Source organism: Aliikangiella sp. G2MR2-5 (genome assembly GCF_015687155.1).
GTDB lineage: Bacteria > Pseudomonadota > Gammaproteobacteria > Enterobacterales > Kangiellaceae > Aliikangiella.
Genome location: NZ_JADPQF010000001.1, coordinates 291,246 through 312,164, shown reverse-complemented (window position 1 = coordinate 312,164; position 20,919 = coordinate 291,246). Strand labels below are relative to the sequence as shown.

The 20,919-nt window shown below is 41.3% G+C and carries 17 protein-coding genes and 1 pseudogene; all 18 read right to left on the bottom strand.

Annotated elements, in window-relative coordinates; translation table 11 throughout:
- Positions 1-85: 85 nt before the first annotated feature.
- Complete coding sequence (locus tag IYN84_RS01310; RefSeq protein WP_196137366.1) at positions 86-1,534, bottom strand: aminotransferase class V-fold PLP-dependent enzyme; 1,449 nt, start codon at positions 1,532-1,534, stop codon at positions 86-88.
- A gap of 313 nt (positions 1,535-1,847) precedes the next feature.
- A complete protein-coding gene (gene pmbA / locus IYN84_RS01305) occupies positions 1,848-3,224 on the bottom strand; it encodes a metalloprotease PmbA (protein WP_196137365.1) in 1,377 nt (458 codons plus the stop codon).
- A gap of 15 nt (positions 3,225-3,239) precedes the next feature.
- Complete coding sequence (gene yjgA, locus IYN84_RS01300; protein WP_196137364.1) at positions 3,240-3,770, bottom strand: ribosome biogenesis factor YjgA; 531 nt, start codon at positions 3,768-3,770, stop codon at positions 3,240-3,242.
- 28 nt (positions 3,771-3,798) lie between these two features.
- Positions 3,799-5,235, bottom strand: a complete 1,437-nt coding sequence (gene tldD, locus IYN84_RS01295) for a metalloprotease TldD (RefSeq protein WP_210330255.1) — start codon at positions 5,233-5,235, stop codon at positions 3,799-3,801.
- A gap of 95 nt (positions 5,236-5,330) precedes the next feature.
- On the bottom strand, positions 5,331-6,182 hold the full coding sequence (locus IYN84_RS01290) for a carbon-nitrogen hydrolase family protein (protein WP_196137363.1): 852 nt from the start codon (positions 6,180-6,182) through the stop codon (positions 5,331-5,333).
- Positions 6,163-10,458 (bottom strand): YhdP family protein, encoded by a 4,296-nt coding sequence (locus IYN84_RS01285; RefSeq protein WP_196137362.1) that lies wholly within the window; start codon positions 10,456-10,458, stop codon positions 6,163-6,165. The genes IYN84_RS01290 and IYN84_RS01285 overlap by 20 nt, the downstream gene beginning before the upstream one ends.
- Positions 10,459-10,472: 14 nt before the next feature.
- The gene (gene rng / locus IYN84_RS01280) at positions 10,473-11,948 is read right to left on the bottom strand and encodes a ribonuclease G (RefSeq protein WP_196137361.1); all 1,476 of its coding nucleotides are present in this window, start codon (positions 11,946-11,948) and stop codon (positions 10,473-10,475) included.
- Complete coding sequence (locus IYN84_RS01275) at positions 11,945-12,556, bottom strand: Maf family protein (RefSeq protein ID WP_210330254.1); 612 nt, start codon at positions 12,554-12,556, stop codon at positions 11,945-11,947. Before IYN84_RS01275 ends, rng begins: the two co-directional genes overlap by 4 nt.
- Before the next feature lie 107 nt (positions 12,557-12,663).
- Positions 12,664-13,152, bottom strand: a complete 489-nt coding sequence (gene mreD, locus IYN84_RS01270; RefSeq protein WP_196137360.1) for a rod shape-determining protein MreD — start codon at positions 13,150-13,152, stop codon at positions 12,664-12,666.
- On the bottom strand, positions 13,142-13,987 hold the full coding sequence (gene mreC / locus IYN84_RS01265) for a rod shape-determining protein MreC (RefSeq protein WP_196138526.1): 846 nt from the start codon (positions 13,985-13,987) through the stop codon (positions 13,142-13,144). The genes mreD and mreC overlap by 11 nt, the downstream gene beginning before the upstream one ends.
- A gap of 120 nt (positions 13,988-14,107) precedes the next feature.
- Positions 14,108-14,488: a holo-ACP synthase gene (gene acpS / locus IYN84_RS01260; protein ID WP_196137359.1), complete on the bottom strand. Its 381-nt coding sequence runs from the start codon at positions 14,486-14,488 to the stop codon at positions 14,108-14,110.
- Complete coding sequence (gene pdxJ, locus IYN84_RS01255; RefSeq protein WP_196137358.1) at positions 14,485-15,225, bottom strand: pyridoxine 5'-phosphate synthase; 741 nt, start codon at positions 15,223-15,225, stop codon at positions 14,485-14,487. The genes acpS and pdxJ overlap by 4 nt, the downstream gene beginning before the upstream one ends.
- 30 nt (positions 15,226-15,255) lie before the next feature.
- Complete coding sequence (locus IYN84_RS21615) at positions 15,256-16,044, bottom strand: DNA repair protein RecO C-terminal domain-containing protein (RefSeq protein ID WP_196137357.1); 789 nt, start codon at positions 16,042-16,044, stop codon at positions 15,256-15,258.
- A 12-nt stretch (positions 16,045-16,056) separates the two neighbouring features.
- Positions 16,057-16,965 (bottom strand): GTPase Era, encoded by a 909-nt coding sequence (gene era, locus IYN84_RS01245; RefSeq protein ID WP_196137356.1) that lies wholly within the window; start codon positions 16,963-16,965, stop codon positions 16,057-16,059.
- An 18-nt stretch (positions 16,966-16,983) separates the two neighbouring features.
- Positions 16,984-17,673, bottom strand: coding sequence for a ribonuclease III (rnc, locus tag IYN84_RS01240; RefSeq protein ID WP_196137355.1), 690 nt, complete (start codon positions 17,671-17,673; stop codon positions 16,984-16,986).
- 33 nt (positions 17,674-17,706) lie between these two features.
- Positions 17,707-18,090: a DUF4845 domain-containing protein gene (locus IYN84_RS01235; protein ID WP_196137354.1), complete on the bottom strand. Its 384-nt coding sequence runs from the start codon at positions 18,088-18,090 to the stop codon at positions 17,707-17,709.
- A 53-nt stretch (positions 18,091-18,143) separates the two neighbouring features.
- Positions 18,144-19,082 (bottom strand): signal peptidase I, encoded by a 939-nt coding sequence (gene lepB / locus IYN84_RS01230; RefSeq protein WP_196137353.1) that lies wholly within the window; start codon positions 19,080-19,082, stop codon positions 18,144-18,146.
- A gap of 27 nt (positions 19,083-19,109) precedes the next feature.
- Positions 19,110-20,911, bottom strand: a pseudogene (gene lepA / locus IYN84_RS01225) (translation elongation factor 4).
- Positions 20,912-20,919 lie beyond the last annotated feature (8 nt).

Below are 20,919 nucleotides of genomic sequence, written 5' to 3'. Positions count from 1 at the left end.
CTCTAGCGTTTAAAACTATTCAGCTTGATATAGGCTAGAGTTGATCTGTATGTTTAAGAGACTGCTCTCAAACTTCTTTTAATTCTTACAGCACGGCTTGCTGTAAGCTGATTTCACTATGCTCTTCACTCAGTGGAATATAATCCCCCTTGGAAGCATCAAACCGATAATCATTTTTCCACTCGTCAACATTTTCGATAACTGCTCTGATAGAGTCACATATATAAACAGCGTCTTCATTAGTCGTTGTTGGATGCAATGATATTCTCACCCATCCTGGCTTCATCGATAGATCCCCGAGATCAATCATATCAGTGATGGCGCAGGAGGTTTCCTGGTCAACGCCGAGTAATATATGGCCGTATGTTCCAGCACAGGAACAGCCACCACGAGTTTGAATACCAAAGCGGTCACTCAATATTCTAACCATCAAGTTATAGTGAATTTCTAGTACATAAAAAGAAATCACACAAAGGCGATTTTTATTACCGCCATGTAAAATATTAACCTGTGGAATCTGAGAAAGTTTTTGGCACATCAGGTTCACCAGCTCTTTTTCTCGCTGGTGAATATTTTCTGTTCCCATTTTCTCTTTGAGTTGAATGGCTAGCGCTGTGCGTATTGTCTGTAAAAATCCAGGAGTGCCCCCATCTTCTCTTACTTCAATGTCTTCAAAAAAGCGATGCGCGCCCCAAGGATTGGTCCATGTTACGGTACCACCACCTGGATTGTCTGGTACTTTGTTGTTATATAGACACTTATTAAACACAAGGACGCCAGAACTCCCCGGTCCCCCGAGAAACTTGTGTGGAGAAAACATCACTGCATCAAGGCGTTGAGCTTCATTTTCTGGATGCATGTTGATATCAACATAGGGCGCTGATGCGGCAAAGTCAACAAAGCAATAGCCTCCATGACGGTGCATTATTTCAGCAAACAAATGATAGTCAGTTTTGATTCCTGTTACGTTACTACAAGCAGTGAACGAGCCTATTTTCATTGGTCGATCTTGATATTTTACTAGCAGTTTTTCCAGAGCTTCAATATCTGGCATACCACTTTCGTCTTCGGGAACAACAACTAAGGTTACCGCACATTCGTTCCATGAAGTTTGATTTGAATGGTGCTCCATGTGAGTAATAAATACGACCGGCTTTTCAGATTCGGAAATTGTAAAGCGCTCAGCCCACTTTTCCGGAACGCGTAAACCAAGAATTCGCTGAAACTTATTAATAACAGAAGTCATTCCAGAACCAGCACATATCAAGACGTCATTCTTGTCAGCATTTACATGTTGTTTAATTTTAATCTGAGCTTCGTGATAAAGGCGGGTCATAGTGCATCCAGTATAACTCGCTTCAGTATGCGTGTTTGCAACTAAGGGGCCTATTTTATAACTGATAAACTCTTCTATTGGAGCATAGAGCCGACCACTCGCAGTCCAGTCAGCATAAATTATTCTTTTACCGTCATGGTGCAAATCGTGACCAACAATATTCTTGTTGAATGCCTGAAAGTACTGTTGCAAATTCATTATTATAAAACTCTTTGATTGACTAATAACTGGGCCTAAATAATCTTGGCTTAAAAATTTTCGACAACTATATTTATAGTTTATCCTTTATTGTTCTGATAATTGTTGGGTAACTTGCTTTATAAGCTATAAAGGTCGATATATTAACTAATTCTAATATAGTTCTTTCGAAGAGGAAAGCGATGAGTGAGTAAAATATACTCACAAATTGGAATGTGTATAATAAAAGGAAGCCAACTATTCTGTTGGCTTCCGGTAAGTATTTAAATTTAAAGAAATATTCTTGGTGAAACTACTTATTCCTTTATTTAGGCTAATTGCCCGCGATCGTCATTTCATTAACTAACCAGGAACCGGTAGTTATGCTACTCCGCATATCCAAGTCATTACTAACGGCTTGAAGCCCCTGGAACATGCTTTTAAGGTTTCCAGCTATCGTTATTTCCTGAACAAAGTGCTGTATTTCGCCTGCTTCAACCCAGAATCCAGCAGCTCCTCGTGAATAGTCTCCGTTAACAAGATTCACTCCATGCCCCATGACTTCAGTAACAATCAACCCTTTATTCATCGTTTTAATCAGTTGTTCATAGCTAAGCGTACCAGGAATCAGGCTCAAATTATGAACCCCCCCGGCATGCCCCGTTGGCTTCAGGCCTAGCCTTCTCGCACTGTAACTATTCAGTAGATATGTTTGCAAAATCCCCTGGCTAACAATACTCTGCTCGCGAGTAGCGACTCCCTCATTGTCAAACCAGCTACTGGCAAGGCCCTTTAACTTAAAAGGCTCTTCTTTCATCGTAACAAAGTCTGGAAAGATCTGCTTTCCTTTGGAATCAAGCAAAAAACTAGACTGTCGATATAAGCTTGCTCCTCTAATTGCTGAACAAAAACTGTTTATAAGACCTCTAGCAATATCGGGTGTAAATATCACAGGAACCTTTTGAGTCGCTATTTTTTTAGCACCTAATCGAGCAATAACTCTTTTAGCAGCCTTTTCTCCTACAGTCTTGGGAAGCTCCAAATCATTGAAGTCTCTGGCAATGGAGTACCAATAGTCTCTCTGCATTCCATGCTGGTCTTTCGCTATTACGACACTGCTCAAACTATGTCTGGTAGAAGGGGTTGATGCCGAAAAACCATGGGAATTGGCATAGTAACGAAGGTTTCGATGACTATTAAAGGTTGCACCTTCACTCTGACTGACTTTGTCGGAATAGCCTAGTGAAAATTCTTCACACTCTTTTGCCAGGGCTTTAGCTTTTTCAGCAGAAACCCCCATTGGACAGTCTAGTTTTAGATCTTTAGGCTCTGTAGCCATCAGCTCTTTATCAGCAAGGCCTGAGCATTTGTCTTCCTGGGTAAATCGCGCAATGTTACAAGCGGCTTCTACGGTTTCACTCAATGCCTCAAAAGAGAGGTCGCTAGTCGAAGCGACTCCTTTTTTATGACCAAAGTAAACAGTTAATCCAAAGCTATTATCGCGATTAAACTCTAGTGTTTCCACTTGTTGATTTCTAACTTGAACAGATAGGCCTAAATCTTTGCTAACCCCAACTTCAACCTGACTGGCTCCCTTTTTCAATGCGAGCTGGATCAGTTTTTCACCAGTATCCTGAAACTTCTCGATTTCGGCATCAAGATCCAGCTCATCTGCCGGATGCTCAGTGACTGACAATGGTTGCTTTTTCATTAAAACTCCAGACTTTTAGATTCCATTTTCAAAGAGATACTGACGTAATTTCTCGGTAAAACCTTGCCTCTTATTATCGACTTTAGCATTATTGATATTTCTTACATGCTGCCTTAAGGTTTGCCTGTCAAGAGAGTCGTATTCATCCAGTATTAGCTGAATAGCTGGATCGCCTTCCAAAATAAGTTTGTTAAGCCATTGAGAGTTCACTGAATCACCAGAAGGCTCACCTCTCAGTTCGGCAAACTTATCTTCGGACAAAAAAACTCTAGCTTGTTCGGCATCATCATTCCTTAGACATTTTCCGATAAAAGCTAAATGGCGTTTTTTGGCAATATTACCCGATTGACGATGAAAATCTCTCACTGCGGTTTTAGTCACATCATTCAGAGGTAATAGTTTTAACTTTTTATCGGGTAACTCAATGAGCTCTAGAGCGAACTGTTGCAAAGCTTTAGCTTCTTTCTTAAGCTGAGTTTTACTTATAAAGTCCTCATCGGCTGAAAACTCTTCTCCTATTTCATTTACCTTATTATCTTTGGTCATTTTTCACTCTAATTAAAATAAGATTTTGTTAGTTCGTTCCACCCACAGTCAACTCATCAACTTTTAACGTCGGCTGGCCAACGCCCACAGGAACACTTTGTCCTTCCTTTCCACAAACGCCGACCCCTTTGTCTAATGCGAGATCATTACCGACCATGCTTACTTTGGTCAGTACATCAGGTCCGTTTCCTATTAAAGTAGCCCCCTTGACCGGTGTAGTCACTCTGCCATCCTCAATCAAATAGGCCTCGCTTGTAGTAAAAACAAACTTACCGGATGTAATGTCAACCTGCCCTCCACCAAAGTTAGGTGCGTATATTCCTTTTTTAACAGATGCAATGATATCCTCAGGAGACGACTCTCCTGCTAACATATAAGTATTCGTCATACGTGGTAACGGTAAAGTAGAATAAGACTCCCTTCGGCCATTTCCTGTCGGTTTCGCATTCATTAAGCGCGCATTCTTTTTATCCTGCATGTATCCCAACAAGACGCCATTTTCAATCAGCGTTGTTACTTGAGAAGGAGTCCCCTCGTCATCAATGGTTAAGGATCCGCGCTTTCCTGCAATGGTGCCATCATCAACTATGGTGCAAATAGATGACGCGACTCTTTGTCCTACCTTATCAGAAAATGCACTCGCACCTTTACGATTGAAGTCACCTTCTAAACCGTGTCCTATTGCTTCGTGTAATAACACTCCGGGCCAACCTGCTCCCAGTACAACCGGCATGTTTCCAGCAGGTGCATCAACCGCCATTAAGTTTACCTTCGCCTGGTGAACTGCGTCTTTAGCAAGCTCCATTAATATATCATCTGTCAACATGTGATAGTTGTCACGACCGCCCAAACCAGCACTACCTTTTTCGGTTTTACTACCATCCTTCATTATTACGGTAACATTTGCCCGTATCAATGGACGTATGTCAGATACGAAAGTGCCATCAGTTGCGCAAATTAGAATAGTATCAAAAACCCCCGACACTGAAGCGATTACTTCATTGACTCTTGAGTCGAGCTGGCGCGCGAAAGCATCCAGCTTGTTGAGAATTTCAAGCTTTTCTTGTTCATTGAGACTCATCAAAGGATCGTCATCTCTGTATAGAGGTTTTACCGGATTACCAACTTTCAAAGATACTTTTCCATTCCCTCCGAGCCGGGCGATACTTCGAGAAGCTACGGCGGCCTGCTCTAGCGCAGGAACCAATATTTCTTCAGAATACGCAAATCCAGTTCTTTCTCCACTAAGAGCTCTGACTCCTACCCCCTTATCTGCACTAAAGCTCGCATCTTTTACAATACCGGCTTCTAATACCCAGGACTCATGGCGACTAGATTGAAAATACATCTCGGCAAAATCAACTTCATGAGTCAATATTGACTCCAATATTTTCTCAAGGTCTGCTCGAGCCACTCCCGCTGGCGCAAGAAAGATATTTTCAACCTGTTGCATCTGGTCGTTCATAATTATGTCTTCTGATATGTAGTATGGTTGATTTTCCGGTTAGCGACTTTCCACATTTCAATAAATGTAAGCTAACGCCGTAAATAGTATTCTAATTATAACCTTCTATGAGTAAGTGCGGGAAAATCGTGTCTCAACTGCTGCAAATGAGTAAGATCAAGATCTGCAACGACAACGCCATCTCCCTGTTCCTTATCTGCCACAATAGCCCCCCATGGAGAGATAATACAGGAATGACCGAAAGTTTCTCGACCATTTTCATGTAGTCCCCCTTGAGCAGCGGCGACAGTATAGCAAAGGTTTTCAATAGCCCTTGCTTTCAGCAAAGGAAACCAGTGGGCCTGCCCTGTTACTTTAGTAAAAGCAGCTGGAACAATGAAGATCCTCACTCCTTTTTCCGATAACTTTCTAAATAATTCAGGAAAACGAATATCATAACAGATAGCGACACCTATCTTACCCCATGGAGAGTCAAAACAGCAGACTTCATTTCCCTGAGCTGTATATTCAGATTCCACATAGCGCTTGTGACTATCTTCCACCTGAACATCGAACAGATGAATTTTGTCGTAATGGCAAACATACCGACCGTCAGGATTAAAAATATAGCAGCGACCAAAAGGTTTCGTTTCAAATGATTGCGAATTTGTCACTACCGGGTGACTCCCTCCGATAATCCATATTTTATTTTCTTTCGCCTGGTTGCTTAAAAACCGGTATACCCTTCCTTTGGTATGCACTTCAACCGCTCTCTCTCTCTGTGCAGAGTCCTTTGCGAAAATGGCAAAATATTCAGGAAGAACGACCATCTCAGCCCCATGACCTATTGCCGTCTTTATTAGCTTTTTTGCGGTTTTAAGATTAGCCTCTACAGAAGTGGTAGAAACCATCTGTATACTAGCAATACGAAAGCTCTTATCTGCAGACTCACTCTTGCTTTTCATCATCAATTTGTTCTTCCTGACTAACGGAGCTATCCGCAGACTGTCTACTTTTCAGCTCTTGCTCAATAACTTCATCCTGATTTGCAGAAAGTTCTTGCTTCAAGCTGCGGTCTACCTCTGTCTCTGATGTTACTTTGCTTTTGTTCTTGTTGTCAGTTTCACTTGCTGCAGGCTCTTGTGTTGAAAGGTCTTCTGACGAATCCTCGTTGGTAGATTTCGTTTCATCAGTATCAGTGTCATCCTCTTCAACTTCATATTTAACTTTTGATGATACTTTTTTGACCTCATCGACATTAATATCACCTAAATTTCCATGAATTCGATACTCAATTTGAGTCACAACATCTATCGCAGGTTCCATAATCTTGTTAACTAAATAAACAAGTAATCCAGTGGTTGGCTCAACCGCCCAACCAACCAGTACAGGAAGGCTTGAGGTAAGTTGAGGTATAACCAGTGCATTCTGCTCAATGATATCTTTATTTAAATCGACATGTCCGCTTAGACTAACTTTGGCAGCACTTCCATCGACAAAAACATTATCTGTAGAAATAACCCCCTCATCCAGAGAAATATCACCTGTTAACTTTTCATAGAAAAAACCTTTCTTGTATACATCTTTGAAATCTAGACGTAACCTTCTAGAAAGAGATTGTAAGTTAAATAATGAAAAGATTCTCGCCTTAGCGTCACTAACGTCGCTCAAATACCCTTTTCCAAAATGAAAGGAAGCTCCGCCTTTCAGAAGTTTTGGCTGGAATTTCCAAGGAAAATCCCCCCACTCTACGTTTGCGACAAGAGCGCCATTGCTTTCCTCAATACCTACCGGATAATTCCAGGCTTTCATCAAAGCACCAACATTAGTACTAGATATCTGTAACTCGGCAATTGTATTTGACTCTCTTTGGGCAGCGTTTTCAGAATCTGAAAGAACGCCAAGGTTTTGCTTCCATAGTAAAGAAAGCAGAAGATTATGCTGATTAGGAGCTATGGCACTTCCTCTTAACGAAAGTAGCCCATCTTGATTCCTTAATTTAAACTTCAAATCACCTAATAACTTGTTATCAATTGCACAACTGGCGCATAGCAAATCAACGCTTGGCCAATTCTCAATTAATTCCCAACTTTCCAGAGTGGTTTTACTATCTTCTTCAATAATTTCTTGAGTAGAGTTAACTGTTTGCTTTTCCGAAAAATTCAGGGGAATCGGCAAGTTGACATTTGAGGCTTCAACTTCAATCGTTTCATTTTTGCCAATTCTAGCAATTGCACTTCCCTCTCTAGTGTGGACACCTACAACCCATTGACTGCTTTGTGGCTGATGAAGGGCCAACTCTACTTCGTTTAACGTCATAAACTCAAATTTTAACTGATTAGCAGAAACATTGAGTGCAAAACGAGGCTCTTGTTGACTTACATTCAAAGTCTTCGACCGCGCATCAGGCTGATACACACCATCTAAGAACTCTTTCCACTCGCTAAAAATAATTTCATTCAGCTTGCCTTCTACGACAATCCCTTCAGGCATACTTTGTGGCAGCTTTTTATCAAGACCGAAATAGAACACGCCCCCCTTAGGGCTTTTTGACTGTTTGCCCAACGGCTCAGATGTTTCACTTTGAACTGCTTGTAATCTATTTTTTAATTCAGGTAGCGACCATTTACCTTTCAACCGGCTCCAATTAAGATGTGCTATTGATTTTTCTGCTTTCGACTCTACAACCAGTTTTATGGGAGATGTTTCTTCTTTTCCTTTTGCAAAGATACCAGGAAAATCAAAGGCAAGTCCGTTCAGGCTACTTTTTACTTCAACTAGTGCTCCTTTATTCTGGCCACTACCAGCATTTATCTGAATATCCAAATCAGAGCTTCCTCGAATATAAGCCCCAATTCTTTCACCTGCATAACTAGCGAGCAATTGACTATTCAATCGTCCATCAGCCCGAATGTTTACAATTTTTTCTTCTTTATCTCCCTCAATTACCTTCTGACTAACTTGTACCTTAAGCGGTTCACCCGCCAAACGAGCTTTTAGAATACTTGGCTTGATTCCTTTTTCATTGAAATCAACACTTCCATCTATGTTATCTACAATTAATGCGTCAACTTTAATAGCGCTTTCGCCTTTGGACAATTTAATACTTCCATCTATAACAAGATTTGAAGGATCCTCAAGCCCAAAACTCATATCAATTTTTGCTTTCGCTCTCCCCTGAAAATCAATCGTACCCAACCCCTCAACAACATCTTTTATTGGCGTTTCAGACAAGTAGTCTACTCCGAGGTTATCCTTTACCGTTGCATCAACAAAAAGCTCAAACGGCGTATTTTCTTCAGAGAAATCTTTTATTACAGCTCTTGCAGTGTTGACAGTATTTCCTCCTGCTTGCGCAGCAAGAGCCTTTAAATCCATACCATTTCCTTCGAAAAGCAATTCAGCGTTCAAGTTCTCTACTGCGGGCCATTCTGGCAGGTACTCAAAACGTGCGTTATCAAGTTGTCCAAAGATTGAAAATACCCCATCAGTATTATCAAAAGGGAATGATTCGAGCGGACCATGTACAACGGCTTTGACATAGGGTAGCGTTCCCGTTTTTACACTCCTGTCCAAATATTCAACTAAGCCGTTACTCATGATACCTACAGGTAAATAAAGAGACTTGCTAGCAGCATTTAAATCATTGAGCTCAGAAAAGAGAGATAAAACAGGCTTTCCATCTTGAAAGAAAAAGCGAGCACTTGCTTTAATCGCCAAATCACTGTTTTTCGCCTTAAGGTACTCAACATTCAGATTAAGTCTTCGTTCGTTATCACCACTCCAGTTAAAACGTAAATCTATATCATCAACCTGAATAGGTTTTCTAAAAAGCTTATCAAAATCCAATGAAACATTGCTGCCATAAAGTCTTGCGCTTCCAATATCATTTATAAATGAAAGTTCTCCACTAAAGCCCTTAACCACAGGAATGCCCATGATTTTTTCGTAACTTAAGTCAGAAAAATTGGCCACCAGAGCTGGAGATTCCCAACGGTGATTTTTTCGGTGCAAACGAATACCAAACTGACTCAGTTGCATTGATATGCCGGAAGAGATTCGCTTCTGGCTTTTAACAGTTTCACCGATCAACAGGTCCAGATAACCTGTAAGGTCATCTACCTGTAATTTTTGCAATACAAAATCCCAGGTGACCAGAGACTCTTTCTGTTCAAAGAGTAAATATGCCTCTGGCAGACTGGTAATTTCAGATTCATTTTTCCTTAAATTCAAATCATATAACTTGAATATTCCATTATTATCACTAAGAAAATCCCAACTAAACCGGTTAGATATTTTTTCTAATTTGAGGATACTTTGAGAAGTGTTTGTATCATTTTTTCCAGTAATTTCATCATGCCAATCCAATTCCGCTATTTCCATATCTCCCAACGCTTGCTGCCATCGGTTATTTCTCCACTCAGTCCATAGTCTCCAGCTTAGCAGCCCCTTTTCCGGTTTTAATCTTGGATTTTCTAACAGCACGGGTAGTTTCGCTATATCAATATTCTTTCCTTCCATATATAGATTGGTATAACTATCGTCACTGGAAGGATTCCCGTATATCTCAGCAACGAGTTTTATCACGCCATTCGTTTTATCTACCAACCTTCCTGTTAGCTGGTGAATCTGGTCATAATTGCGGATACTTAACTCATCTAAATCGTAAGCGAATTGTCGCCCACTCAGTGTTTCCAATAGTAAGTTTGAATGAGTGACTGTTAATTTCTTTTGCGCGAATAAAGAGCGTAAAAATTGATTTGAAGTATTTTGTAGATCGGTAGAATACTGCTCCACTTGCTCTTTAGGCTCTATCGTATCCAACCTTACACCCAACTTTCGACCAAGAATGAAGCTCAGAGAAGCACCATCAATATGAATATCTTCAGTTACCAATTGACCGGCAAGTATGGATGAAATGCCATCCACATAAATAGAAAGCTGTTTGACTTCGACTAGATTGAGCTGGCCACCGCTTGCCTGCAGTGCAATATTATTAAATGATAGAACCGGACCTGAAGCAGCCCACTCTCCTTCTATTTGGTCAAAACTAATATTGATGCCATAGCTATTTTCAACCCAGTTTTCAATGTCTTGTTTAAAATAATTGAGATGAGGTAGTAGCACTCTAAGAAGAGTAAATACAATCGCGGTAATGATTATCAGCGAAGCAAGAAGAAGCCAAAGTTTATTAACAATTAGGGCGAGCAGGCTGTGTGGTTGGCTTTTCCGTTTCTTTGACACAGGTAGAACCTTTCTTACATTAAGACAACGTCAAATTGCTCTTGAGTATATAGCCGCTCTGCCTGAAAACGAATCGGTCTTTCAATCATTGATTCTAACTCAGCTAAGTGAGAGGCCTCCTCATCTAACATTCTGTCGACAACTTCCTGAGAAGCAAGAACCAGATATTTTTGAGCATCATAAGCTCTTGCAGAACGATAGAGTTCTCTAAAAATTTCGTAACAAATCGTTTGTGCGGTTTTTATACTTCCGCGGCTTTCACAAGTTGGACAAGGCTCACATAAAAGGTGCTCAAGACTCTCTCGGTTTCTTTTTCGAGTCATTTGAACCAGCCCTAGAGAAGACACCTCAGAAATATGATTTTTTGCGTAGTCTCGTTCTAACGCTTTTTCAAGGGTTCTCAATACCTGACGCTTATGCTCTTCATCTTTCATGTCAATAAAGTCGATAATTATCATACCGCCAAGATTTCTAAGCCTAAGCTGTCTTGCTAGCGCTGAAGCTGCTTCCAGATTCGTCTTAAAAATAGTATCTTCAAGATTGCGATAGCCTACAAAAGCGCCGGTATTTACATCAATTGTCACCATGGCCTCAGTCTGTTCAATCACCAAATACCCGCCAGACTTTAACTGTACCTTTCTATGTAGTGCTTTTTCTATTTCGTCTTCTACATTGTATACGTCAAATAAAGGCCGTTCTCCACGGTAAAGTTCCAGACACCGTCTTACAGCAGGTACAAACTCATCAACAAATGATAGCAAACGAGCATGAACTGACTCTGAATCGACCTTGATAGTTTCCACATCTGACGGTACCAGGTCTCTGATCAAACGAAGAGGTAAATCGAGTTCCTCGTAGACAAGGCACGGCGCCTTTGCCTTAGTTATTTTTCCTTTTATTGTTTGCCATAGCTTTTGCAGAAAATCGGCATCTCTTAACAGATCTTTCGCATCAGCCCCTTCTGCAGCGGTTCTTACAATGTACCCGGGAGTTGTATCATCTCCCTCTTCATCCTTGTTAAATATACTTTTCAGGCGACGACGCTCGACCTCATCTTCAATTCTTTGTGAGACTCCAATATGCTGATTATCTGGCATCAATACCAGATAACGAGATGGTAAAGTTAAATGTGTCGTTAACCTTGCTCCCTTTGTACCTAACTCATCTTTAATAACCTGAACTGTAATAGTTTGCCCTAAATGCAGGAGTTCATTGATATCGGGTGTTGCAATATTTTCGTTTTCGATTAATTCTGTTTCAGAAATAGGTAAAATTTCTGCAGCATGCAAGAATGCCGAACGCTCTCTACCAATGTCGATAAATGCCGCCTGCATTCCAGGAAGAACTCGAATAACTTTACCGCGATAGATATTACCTACCAACCCACGACTCGACGCTCTTTCAAGATAGAGCTCTTGCAGCATGCCATTTTCAATAATTGCTGCTCTCACTTCTTGCGACGAAACATTGATCAAAATTTCTTCTTTCATTGAGCTCTCTCAAGAAAATTTTTGACTAGTATACTGGTTTCATAAAGTGGTAATCCCACTACCCCGGAGTAACTACCAGCAAGCTCACTAACAAACTGAGCAGCAGCTCCCTGTATAGCATAGGCTCCTGCTTTGTCGACACCTTCAGCTGTCTCACAATAGTGCCGAATTTCATCTTCTGATAATAAGGCAAAAGTTACGCGACTAGTTGAAATAGCTGTATCCGAGTAGTTTCCACTTTTAATTGCTACTGCAGAATGAACTTTATGGGTTTCACCCGACAACGAAGTCAACATTCTTACTGCATCAGCTTCATTTTCAGGTTTGCCAAGAATTTGTCCCTGCCATTCGATGCAGGTATCAGCAGAAATAATTGGTTTAGAAGAATAATCTTCAATCTGCCGATATTGTTCACTGTCCCACGCAGCTTCTGCTTTACTCTCAGCCATTCTTTTAACATAAGTCAGAGGAGGTTCACCCGGTATTACTGATTCATCGATATCTACGTGACATAACTCGTAAGCAATACCTATTTGCGCAAGTAGCTCTCTCCGGCGAGGAGACTGAGACGCAAGGATCACGGAAATCGAACCAGGTAAAACAAACACGATTAAATTTTTCCTTTAAATTAGTTAAGGTATTTGACCTAAATATTGGTCAATTTTTCTGCTTGCTCCCTGCAAAATCAGCCAAAAATAACTACACAACAAAATTACTAAGAGCAAAATTTTCTTCGTACATCCCTTAACAAAACAAATACCCAGGGCCAAAGCACTGCCACACCAATTAATGGTAACCAGTAACGATAATCTACTTTAACTGGTTCTACGATTCCTGTTAGTGTTATCACGATTAATCGATGAATACCCACCACGACAGCAATGTTTACGGCTTGTTTCCATCGTGGGAATAACCTTAGTCGGTGATAAATAATTTGGATGATAAATGCGACTACAGCAAAAGATACCGCGTGAATACCAAACAGAGTCCCATAAAGAACATCAACAAATAACCCTAAAGCCCAGCCGGAAAACACCCCGACTCTATTTGGAAGTGCCATCACCCAATAAACTAATACCAAAGCCACCCAGTCAGGCTTAAATGTAGCAATCACTTCTGGAAGTGGCATAACGTTGAGTAACATAGCCACAGCAAAGGATATGATAATAGCAAAAGTGCCGTGGGAATCGGCCTTACCTTGCATCGACTTTCTCCCGTTCTTTGTCAGTCCATACAAGCAAAACAAGTGAACTGCGTTCCAGCTGTGCAACGGGCTTTGCAAAAATTTTTGCATAATCCTGCCCTGGATTGTGCTCAACCAGACTAACAGTCGCTACTGGATAACCATCAGGAAAACGCTCTCCAAGGCCCGAACTCAATAATAAATCTCCGACTTTGATATCCATTGTATCCGGGACATATTGCAAAGCGAGGAGATCAATTTGACCGGTTCCAACAAGAGTCGCCCGAACTCCGTTTCTATTAACCTTTACCGGTATAGCATGAGTTGCATCCGAAATCATTAGGACTCTTGAGGTGTAAGTAGAAACTTCAACAACTTGCCCTATAATGCCATATGCATCAATAACGGTTTGTCCAATATAAATGTCGTCAGCACTCCCTTTATTGATTAAGAATCTCAGACTAAAGGGGTCAGAATCTATCTGAATAATTTCAGCGACTAAACGCCTTTCAATCTGCTTGTTCTCATTTCCTAGCAAATTTCTTAATCGAGCGTTTTCAGCCTGGATAGCAACGAACTTCTGTAGCTGTGCTTTTAAAACCAGAGACTCATTCTTCAGCTTGGTATTTTCCTGTCTCAGTTGGCTTCGGCTCATCAGGTTTTCGCCACCCCAGGCAAAAAAATCGGCGGGTATATCAGCCAAAAACACTATAGGAGTAATAAAAGTCGCTATGCCATTTCTCAACCACTTCAAGTGTTGCTGGTGATGATCAATGAACATGAGGGCACAAGAAAGCACCACGGCAATAAATAGCCGAGATGTGTGCGATGTCCCTTGTGCAAATAGTGTTTTAATAGAAAAGACCTTAAGTTCAGAATTTATACTAAGCTATTGAATTTTTTTGCTATTTTAGCCTAGAGCAACGGTGTTATCCAATGAAATTGGGGAATTTGCCAAGTTCAACATCAGTTGGTCTTAGTTCTCAATTAAAACCTGAGCAATAGCCATTTGCTTTTCATCAGAAATAGACAAGTGCGTTCTTTTGCACCCAAACTTAAGAAATCGATCCAGAGCCCCGTCGCAGAGTATTAGCTCTGGTTTACCTCTATCGTCATTTTTCACCTGAATACTAGGCAAGGTAACATTTTCAGCTATTCCGGTTCCCAATGCTTTTGCGAAGGCTTCTTTCGCTGCAAAGCGCTTGGCCAGAAACCGACCCGGGAAGCGGTGCCGCCTGAATTTATCCATCTCATCCGGTCCCAGTATTTTCTCAGCAAATTTTTCACCGTGTTTCTCTAGAGAACGCTCAACGCGACTAATTTCGCAAAGATCAATGCCTATTCCCCAAATGCTCATCGTCGCGCACTAACCATAATAGACTTCATGTCAGTTACCGCCTTGGCGAGACCACTAAAGACTGCTTGAGCGATAATAGCGTGACCAATATTGAGTTCGTATATTTCTTTTATCGCGGCAATTGGAGCAACATTATGGTAATGGAGCCCATGGCCGGCATTAACCATCAGACCTAAGTCTTTAGCCTGTTTTACACCTTCGCAAATCATACGGTACTGCTCGCCTTTTGTTCTTTCATCCCTTGCGTCAGCATAATGTCCGGTATGAATTTCAATAAAAGGTGCACCAACAGCACTTGCAGCCTCAATTTGTCGTGGCTCAGCGTCAATAAACAAAGAAACCTTGATTCCTTCAGCACCAAGTTCCTCGCATGCTCGACGAACACGGTCCATATTGCCACATACATCAAGCCCACCCTCAGTCGTCACCTCTTCTCGCTTTTCTGGAACCAAACAAACATATTCAGGTTTGGTCTTCTTTGCGATAGTAATCATTTCATTGGTAACTGCCATCTCAAGATTGAGTCGAGAGTTGATACACTCTCGTACCAACTCAACATCACGATCCTGAATATGTCTTCGGTCTTCTCGCAGATGTATTGTTATACCATCTGCGCCAGCTTGCTCTGCGACTAATGCAGCTTGCACAAGCTGAGGGTAATCAACTCCTCTGGCCTGCCTTATTGTTGCGACATGGTCAACATTTACACCAAGTAAAATTGAATTGGATTGGTTCATTAATCACTCACTTTAAAAGCATCAGTATTGCTATTTTTGGCTATGTTGCCACAATTTTCTACTCTGTAAAGGCTTATTCCCAATAACTTGGCGTAATAGCTCTCTCATCAAACCGCGACATGCGCGCAAGTTGTCTTCTGTAAAATGACCTTCCGCTAAGGCTCGAATGTATTTACCTGAAAACATGCTGTAATCGGTCAGGTTTTGACTCTTAATATACACTGACTCATTTTCAGCGACCTGAAATCCTTCTTCTGCGACAAATCGATAGTTTTTTAATGGCTGTATAGGTTGAGAGTCAGTGTCAAACTCCCAGTCCGGGGCTATCCCTAGTTCAGTGATTAACTGTATTTCAAATTTTCTCAAAGCTGCCGCCAAAGCGTCACCACCAATTACTTCGAACAATGCTTCAATATAGGCATTGAATACGATAGGGAACTCTTGTGACTTAGGCAGCGCTCTCAATAAGAGTTCGTTCAAGTAAAAACCACACGCCAATCTCTCGCCTGTCAAAAATACATGCTTGGGAAAATTGTGATGACTATTTTTAGCGCTTTGGTCGCCTCGCTCAAAGTTTAACTCAGTCAACTCGCAGCTAATCAGGATTTTAAGCTCGCCTTTTCCAGCAAACTCAATTGTCAACAACTTGAAAGGCTGTAGAATCGCTTTTCTCGCTTGGGATCGCTTACCTTTTAACCCTTTAACCAAACAGGAAACAATTCCAAACTGGTAAGTAAACAACTGAAGAATAACGCTCGATTCCTGATAAGGACGCTGATGTAAAACAAATGCTATTGCTGTACTTTGGCTAGTATTCACGTAAAAATTAAATTAATTTTCAAAGTCATTAAACCCTAAAGAGCGGAGTGAGCGTTCATCATCTGACCAGCCATCTTTCACCTTAACCCACAGCTCCAAATGAACTTTTTGGCCAAATAGCTTTTTCATTTCCAACCGGGCTTCGCTACCAACTTTTTTTAGTCGGCTTCCACTTTTACCAATTACAATGGACTTCTGACCGTTTCTCTCTACATAAATAAGGCCGTTAATTCTAAGCAGGCCGTCATCGTCAGTTTTAAATTGCTCAATTTCAACTGTAATAGCATAAGGCAATTCCTGCCCGAGTTGTCGGATCAATTTTTCTCGAATAATTTCTGCAGCAAGAAACCGTTCACTACGGTCTGTATAATAGTCTTCCGGAAAAATAAATTCACTATGTGGCATTTCATTGACGAGATGCCTTTTTAGCTCATCCACTTGTTTTCCTTTTAATGCTGAACCTGGGATGATTTGTTTAAAATCATGCAAATCAGCAAGAAATTGCAACTGCGGTAATAGCTTTTCTTTGTCTTCCAGCTTATCGACTTTGTTTAAGAATAAGTAGATGGGTGTATTAGTTGATTTAATGTGGTCCAGCACTAGCTGATCATCTTGAGTCCATCGCTCAGGTTCAACAACAAATACGACAGCATCTACATCCTCAATAGAGCTAGAGGCAGCTCGATTCATCAATCGATTTATGGCCTTTGGCTCCTCTTTATGTAAGCCAGGAGTATCTACATAGATAAGCTGATTTTTATCAAATGTATCAATTCCAAGAATTCTATGGCGAGTGGTTTGAGGCTTTCTCGATGTTATGCTTAACTTGTGGCCGAGTAAACGATTTAGTAAGGTTGATTTACCAACATTGGGACGTCCAACGAAAGCAACAAAACCACAGCGAGTATCAGGTGCTACCATATTAATCAATTTCCAAATTTATTTAGGCTCAGCCTTTATCATCTGAAGAATTTCACTAGCCGCAGCTTGTTCTGCTTTTCTGCGACTGGCACCTTGTCCCTCAGTTTGATAATTTCTATAGTTTATATGACAACTTACCCAATAGGTCTTCGCATGGTCTTTGCCAGATGAACGGGTAACCTGATATTCAGGCGTTTCGATATTTCGTGCTTGCAGCCATTCTTGCAGTTGCGTTTTAGGATCTTTCTCAGCCATATCCAAAGATAGTGAAGATAGCTTTTCCTTATATAGACTAAGAACCATACTCTGAGTTTTATCAAAGCCACCATCGAGATAAACTGCACCAATGAGCGCTTCAAAGGCATCGGAAAGAATCGAAGCTCGTCGGAAACCACCGCTTTTAAGCTCTCCGCTTCCTAGTTTCAGGAAATCACCAAGCGCGAGCTCTTGCGCTAACTCAAACAACGCTTTCTCTTTAACCAGAAAAGCTCTTAGCCTGCTCAACTGACCTTCGTCAGCATCAGGAAACAATTGAAAAAGTTTAAGCGCTATAATATTGCCTAGCACTGCATCCCCAAGAAACTCCAGACGCTCATTATGCTGACTACTCGCGGAGCGATGTGTCAAAGCTTGCTTCAAATATTCGACATCAACGAACTGGTAGTCGATTCGAGACTGAAGTTTTTTTAGATTGTTTCCAGGATACATTGAGCTACTTTTACAAAGCGATTCTAGGAGGCTTTACTTCCGTTCCGGTCGAATTTCTTCTTTAAATTCGACCAGGGCAGAAACATTACCAGCGATATGAACTGTTTTGGAATAATCAATAAGAATGTACTTTTCTCCTGACTTCTCACGCACCACCTTAAAAGCATCTTTGTCAAAATCTCTGATACTATCGATAATCAGACGCTTCTTGATACTCTCAGCAATTTGCTTGGCAGTCATACGCTGGAACTCATGGTGATTTGCAATTTCCTGCATCGAACCTCGAACAATTCCATGATCAAGGTAAGCCTGGCTTAGTTTAAAGGCAAGAAAAGCGATAAAGCCGATCATCAAAACGAAGGACAAAGTTGTCCACATGGTTGCCCCATGTTGCCGCGAGTTATTGAGATGTTTCATAAGCTATTATTCCTAACTAATTGGAAAATATAGATATATCATAGCATAACTAACTACTCAATTGCGCCAATACGCCCTATATCTATTCCCGTGGGTATCCAGCTAAATCCTTTGGCTTTAATGCCAAAGTCCAGATGGAGCCAGACAGCTACAGCCTGTCCTACCAGCTGCTCTTCTGGAACAAAGTGCATATTATCTGGCCAATAACGGCTATCTGCGCTGTTGTCACGGTTATCCCCCATAACAAAATAGGAGTTCTCAGGTACCCGAAAGGTCATGTCATAGCCCATACCAAACTGATTAATCTGTCTTCTGTTAGGATTATTCAGAATACCGTGCTCAGCATCCCCCAAAACTTCTGTAAACAGATAGTTATATTTCTTATCACCTGTATCAGGGTTTTCATCGATATACATCTCATCAGAAACTTTGGTTTTCTTAATATGGATTTTTTTCGGACATTCCTCTACAGGAGTACCCGCTGCGCAAGCAGGCTCAATAAAAAGCTCTTTGTTACGAGTGTAGACAACTGTATCACCAGGTAAGCCAACGATTCTCTTAATATAGTCTTCTTCAGGTCGATGTAGTGGGCGAAAAACAGCAACATCTCCGCGCTCAGGCATACCAATGTCGACAAACTTAGTAGAAGTAACTGGAAGTCTCAAACCATAGCTAAATTTATTAACCAGAATAAAGTCTCCTTCAGTGAGCGTTGGTTTCATTGAGGCAGAGGGAATCTGAAAAGGTTCATAGAGAAATGACCGAAGAACCACGATGAAAAGAAGAATCGGGAAAAATGACTTGGCATAATCTACGTGAACAGGCTCTTTTGCTACCGCTTCGATAGCTTCTTTACTTGGTTCTTTGACCTCTTCTTTTAATTTGGCAATAGCTTTTTTTCTTTCTTTTCCTGCAGTTAATGTATCTATTAACCACACCAAACCCGATATAAAGGTCAGCAGAACAAGAATTAGCCCATAATTACTGCTCATTTAAATTCCTTAAAATTTTAGTTTTAGTTAGTCCTTACCAACTTGTAATACAGCAAGAAAAGCATTTTGAGGTATTTCCACCCGGCCAACTTTTTTCATTCGCTTTTTACCTGCTTTCTGTTTTTCCAGAAGTTTTCGTTTACGACTGACATCACCACCGTAACATTTGGCTGTTACGTTCTTACGCAACGCCTTTACCGTTGAGCGAGCGATAACGTGATTACCAATCGCAGCCTGTATAGCTACTTCGAACATTTGACGCGGAATTAGTTCACGCATTTTTTCAACCAGCTCACGCCCTCTATACTGGGCTTGCTCTTTATGCACGATGATGGCCAGAGCATCGACCTTATCGCCATTGATAAGGATATCCAGTCTAACTAAATCAGCAGGTTCAAATCGTATAAAATTGTAATCTAATGATGCATAGCCTCTGCTGACGGACTTGAGACGGTCAAAAAAGTCGAGTACAACCTCGTTCATAGGAATATGATAGGTTAAAGAAACCTGAGTTCCCGCATACTCCATCTTGGTTTGGACCCCGCGTTTTTCCACACACAAGGTGATGACACTGCCCAGATGATCCTGAGGAACCAGTATGTTGGCCTCTACGATAGGTTCACGCATTTCACTGATCTCGCCCGGGTCAGGCAGTTTTGAGGGGTTGTCTACATAAACAGTCTCCCCCTTACTGGAAATGATTTCATAAACTACAGTCGGTGCAGTTGTAATCAAATCAAGATCATATTCCCGCTCCAGCCGTTCCTGAATAATTTCCATGTGGAGCATTCCAAGGAACCCGCAACGGAAACCAAAGCCCAATGCAGTCGAATTTTCCGGCTCATAGAAAGAGATGCATCGTTCAAGCTCAGTTTAGCCAGCGCATCTCTGAACGCTTCATAATCATCAGAGGACACAGGAAACATTCCTGCGTATACCTGCGGCTTAACTTTCTGGAAACCCGGGAGAGGTTTCTCAGCAGGATTTTTAAAAGTGGTTAAGGTATCTCCAACCGGAGCTCCCTGTATTTCCTTAATACCAGCTATAACGTAACCAACTTCTCCCGCTTTGAGTTCAGGCAAGTCATGTCTTTTCGGAGTAAAAATTCCAACAAAATCAACAAGGTGAGCTTTGCCCGTCGACATAACCTGCATTTTCTCACCTTTCTTGAGAGTCCCTTGTACGACACGTACCAAAGACACTACACCTAAATAGTTGTCGAACCAGGAATCAATGATCAAGGCTTGTAAAGGAGCGTCAGGATCCCCTTGAGGAGCGGGGATCTTCGCGACCAGATCTTCAAGCAAATCTTCAATACCTACTCCGGTTTTAGCACTGCACTGAACAGCATCCAGCGCTTCTAGTCCGATAATATCTTCTATTTCCTGCGCAACTCGATCTGGATCCGCTTGAGGCAAATCAATTTTATTTAACACAGGAATCACTTCCAGATCCTGTTCAATCGCGGTATAGCAGTTTGCAAGCGTTTGCGCTTCGACGCCCTGACCGGCGTCAACAACTAATAATGCCCCTTCGCAAGCGGCTAACGAACGCGAAACTTCATAAGAAAAGTCAACATGTCCGGGCGTATCAATAAAGTTAAGCTGGTAGTTATTTCCATCTTTTGCTTTGTAATTAAGGGTAACACTTTGAGCTTTGATGGTTATTCCACGCTCTCTCTCAAGATCCATTGAATCTAAGACTTGCTCAGACATCTCACGCTCAGTGAGCCCGCCACATTCCTGAATCAAGCGATCGGACAAGGTCGACTTGCCGTGGTCAATATGGGCAATTATCGAAAAGTTGCGAATATACTGGGTGTAAGACATAAATAAAA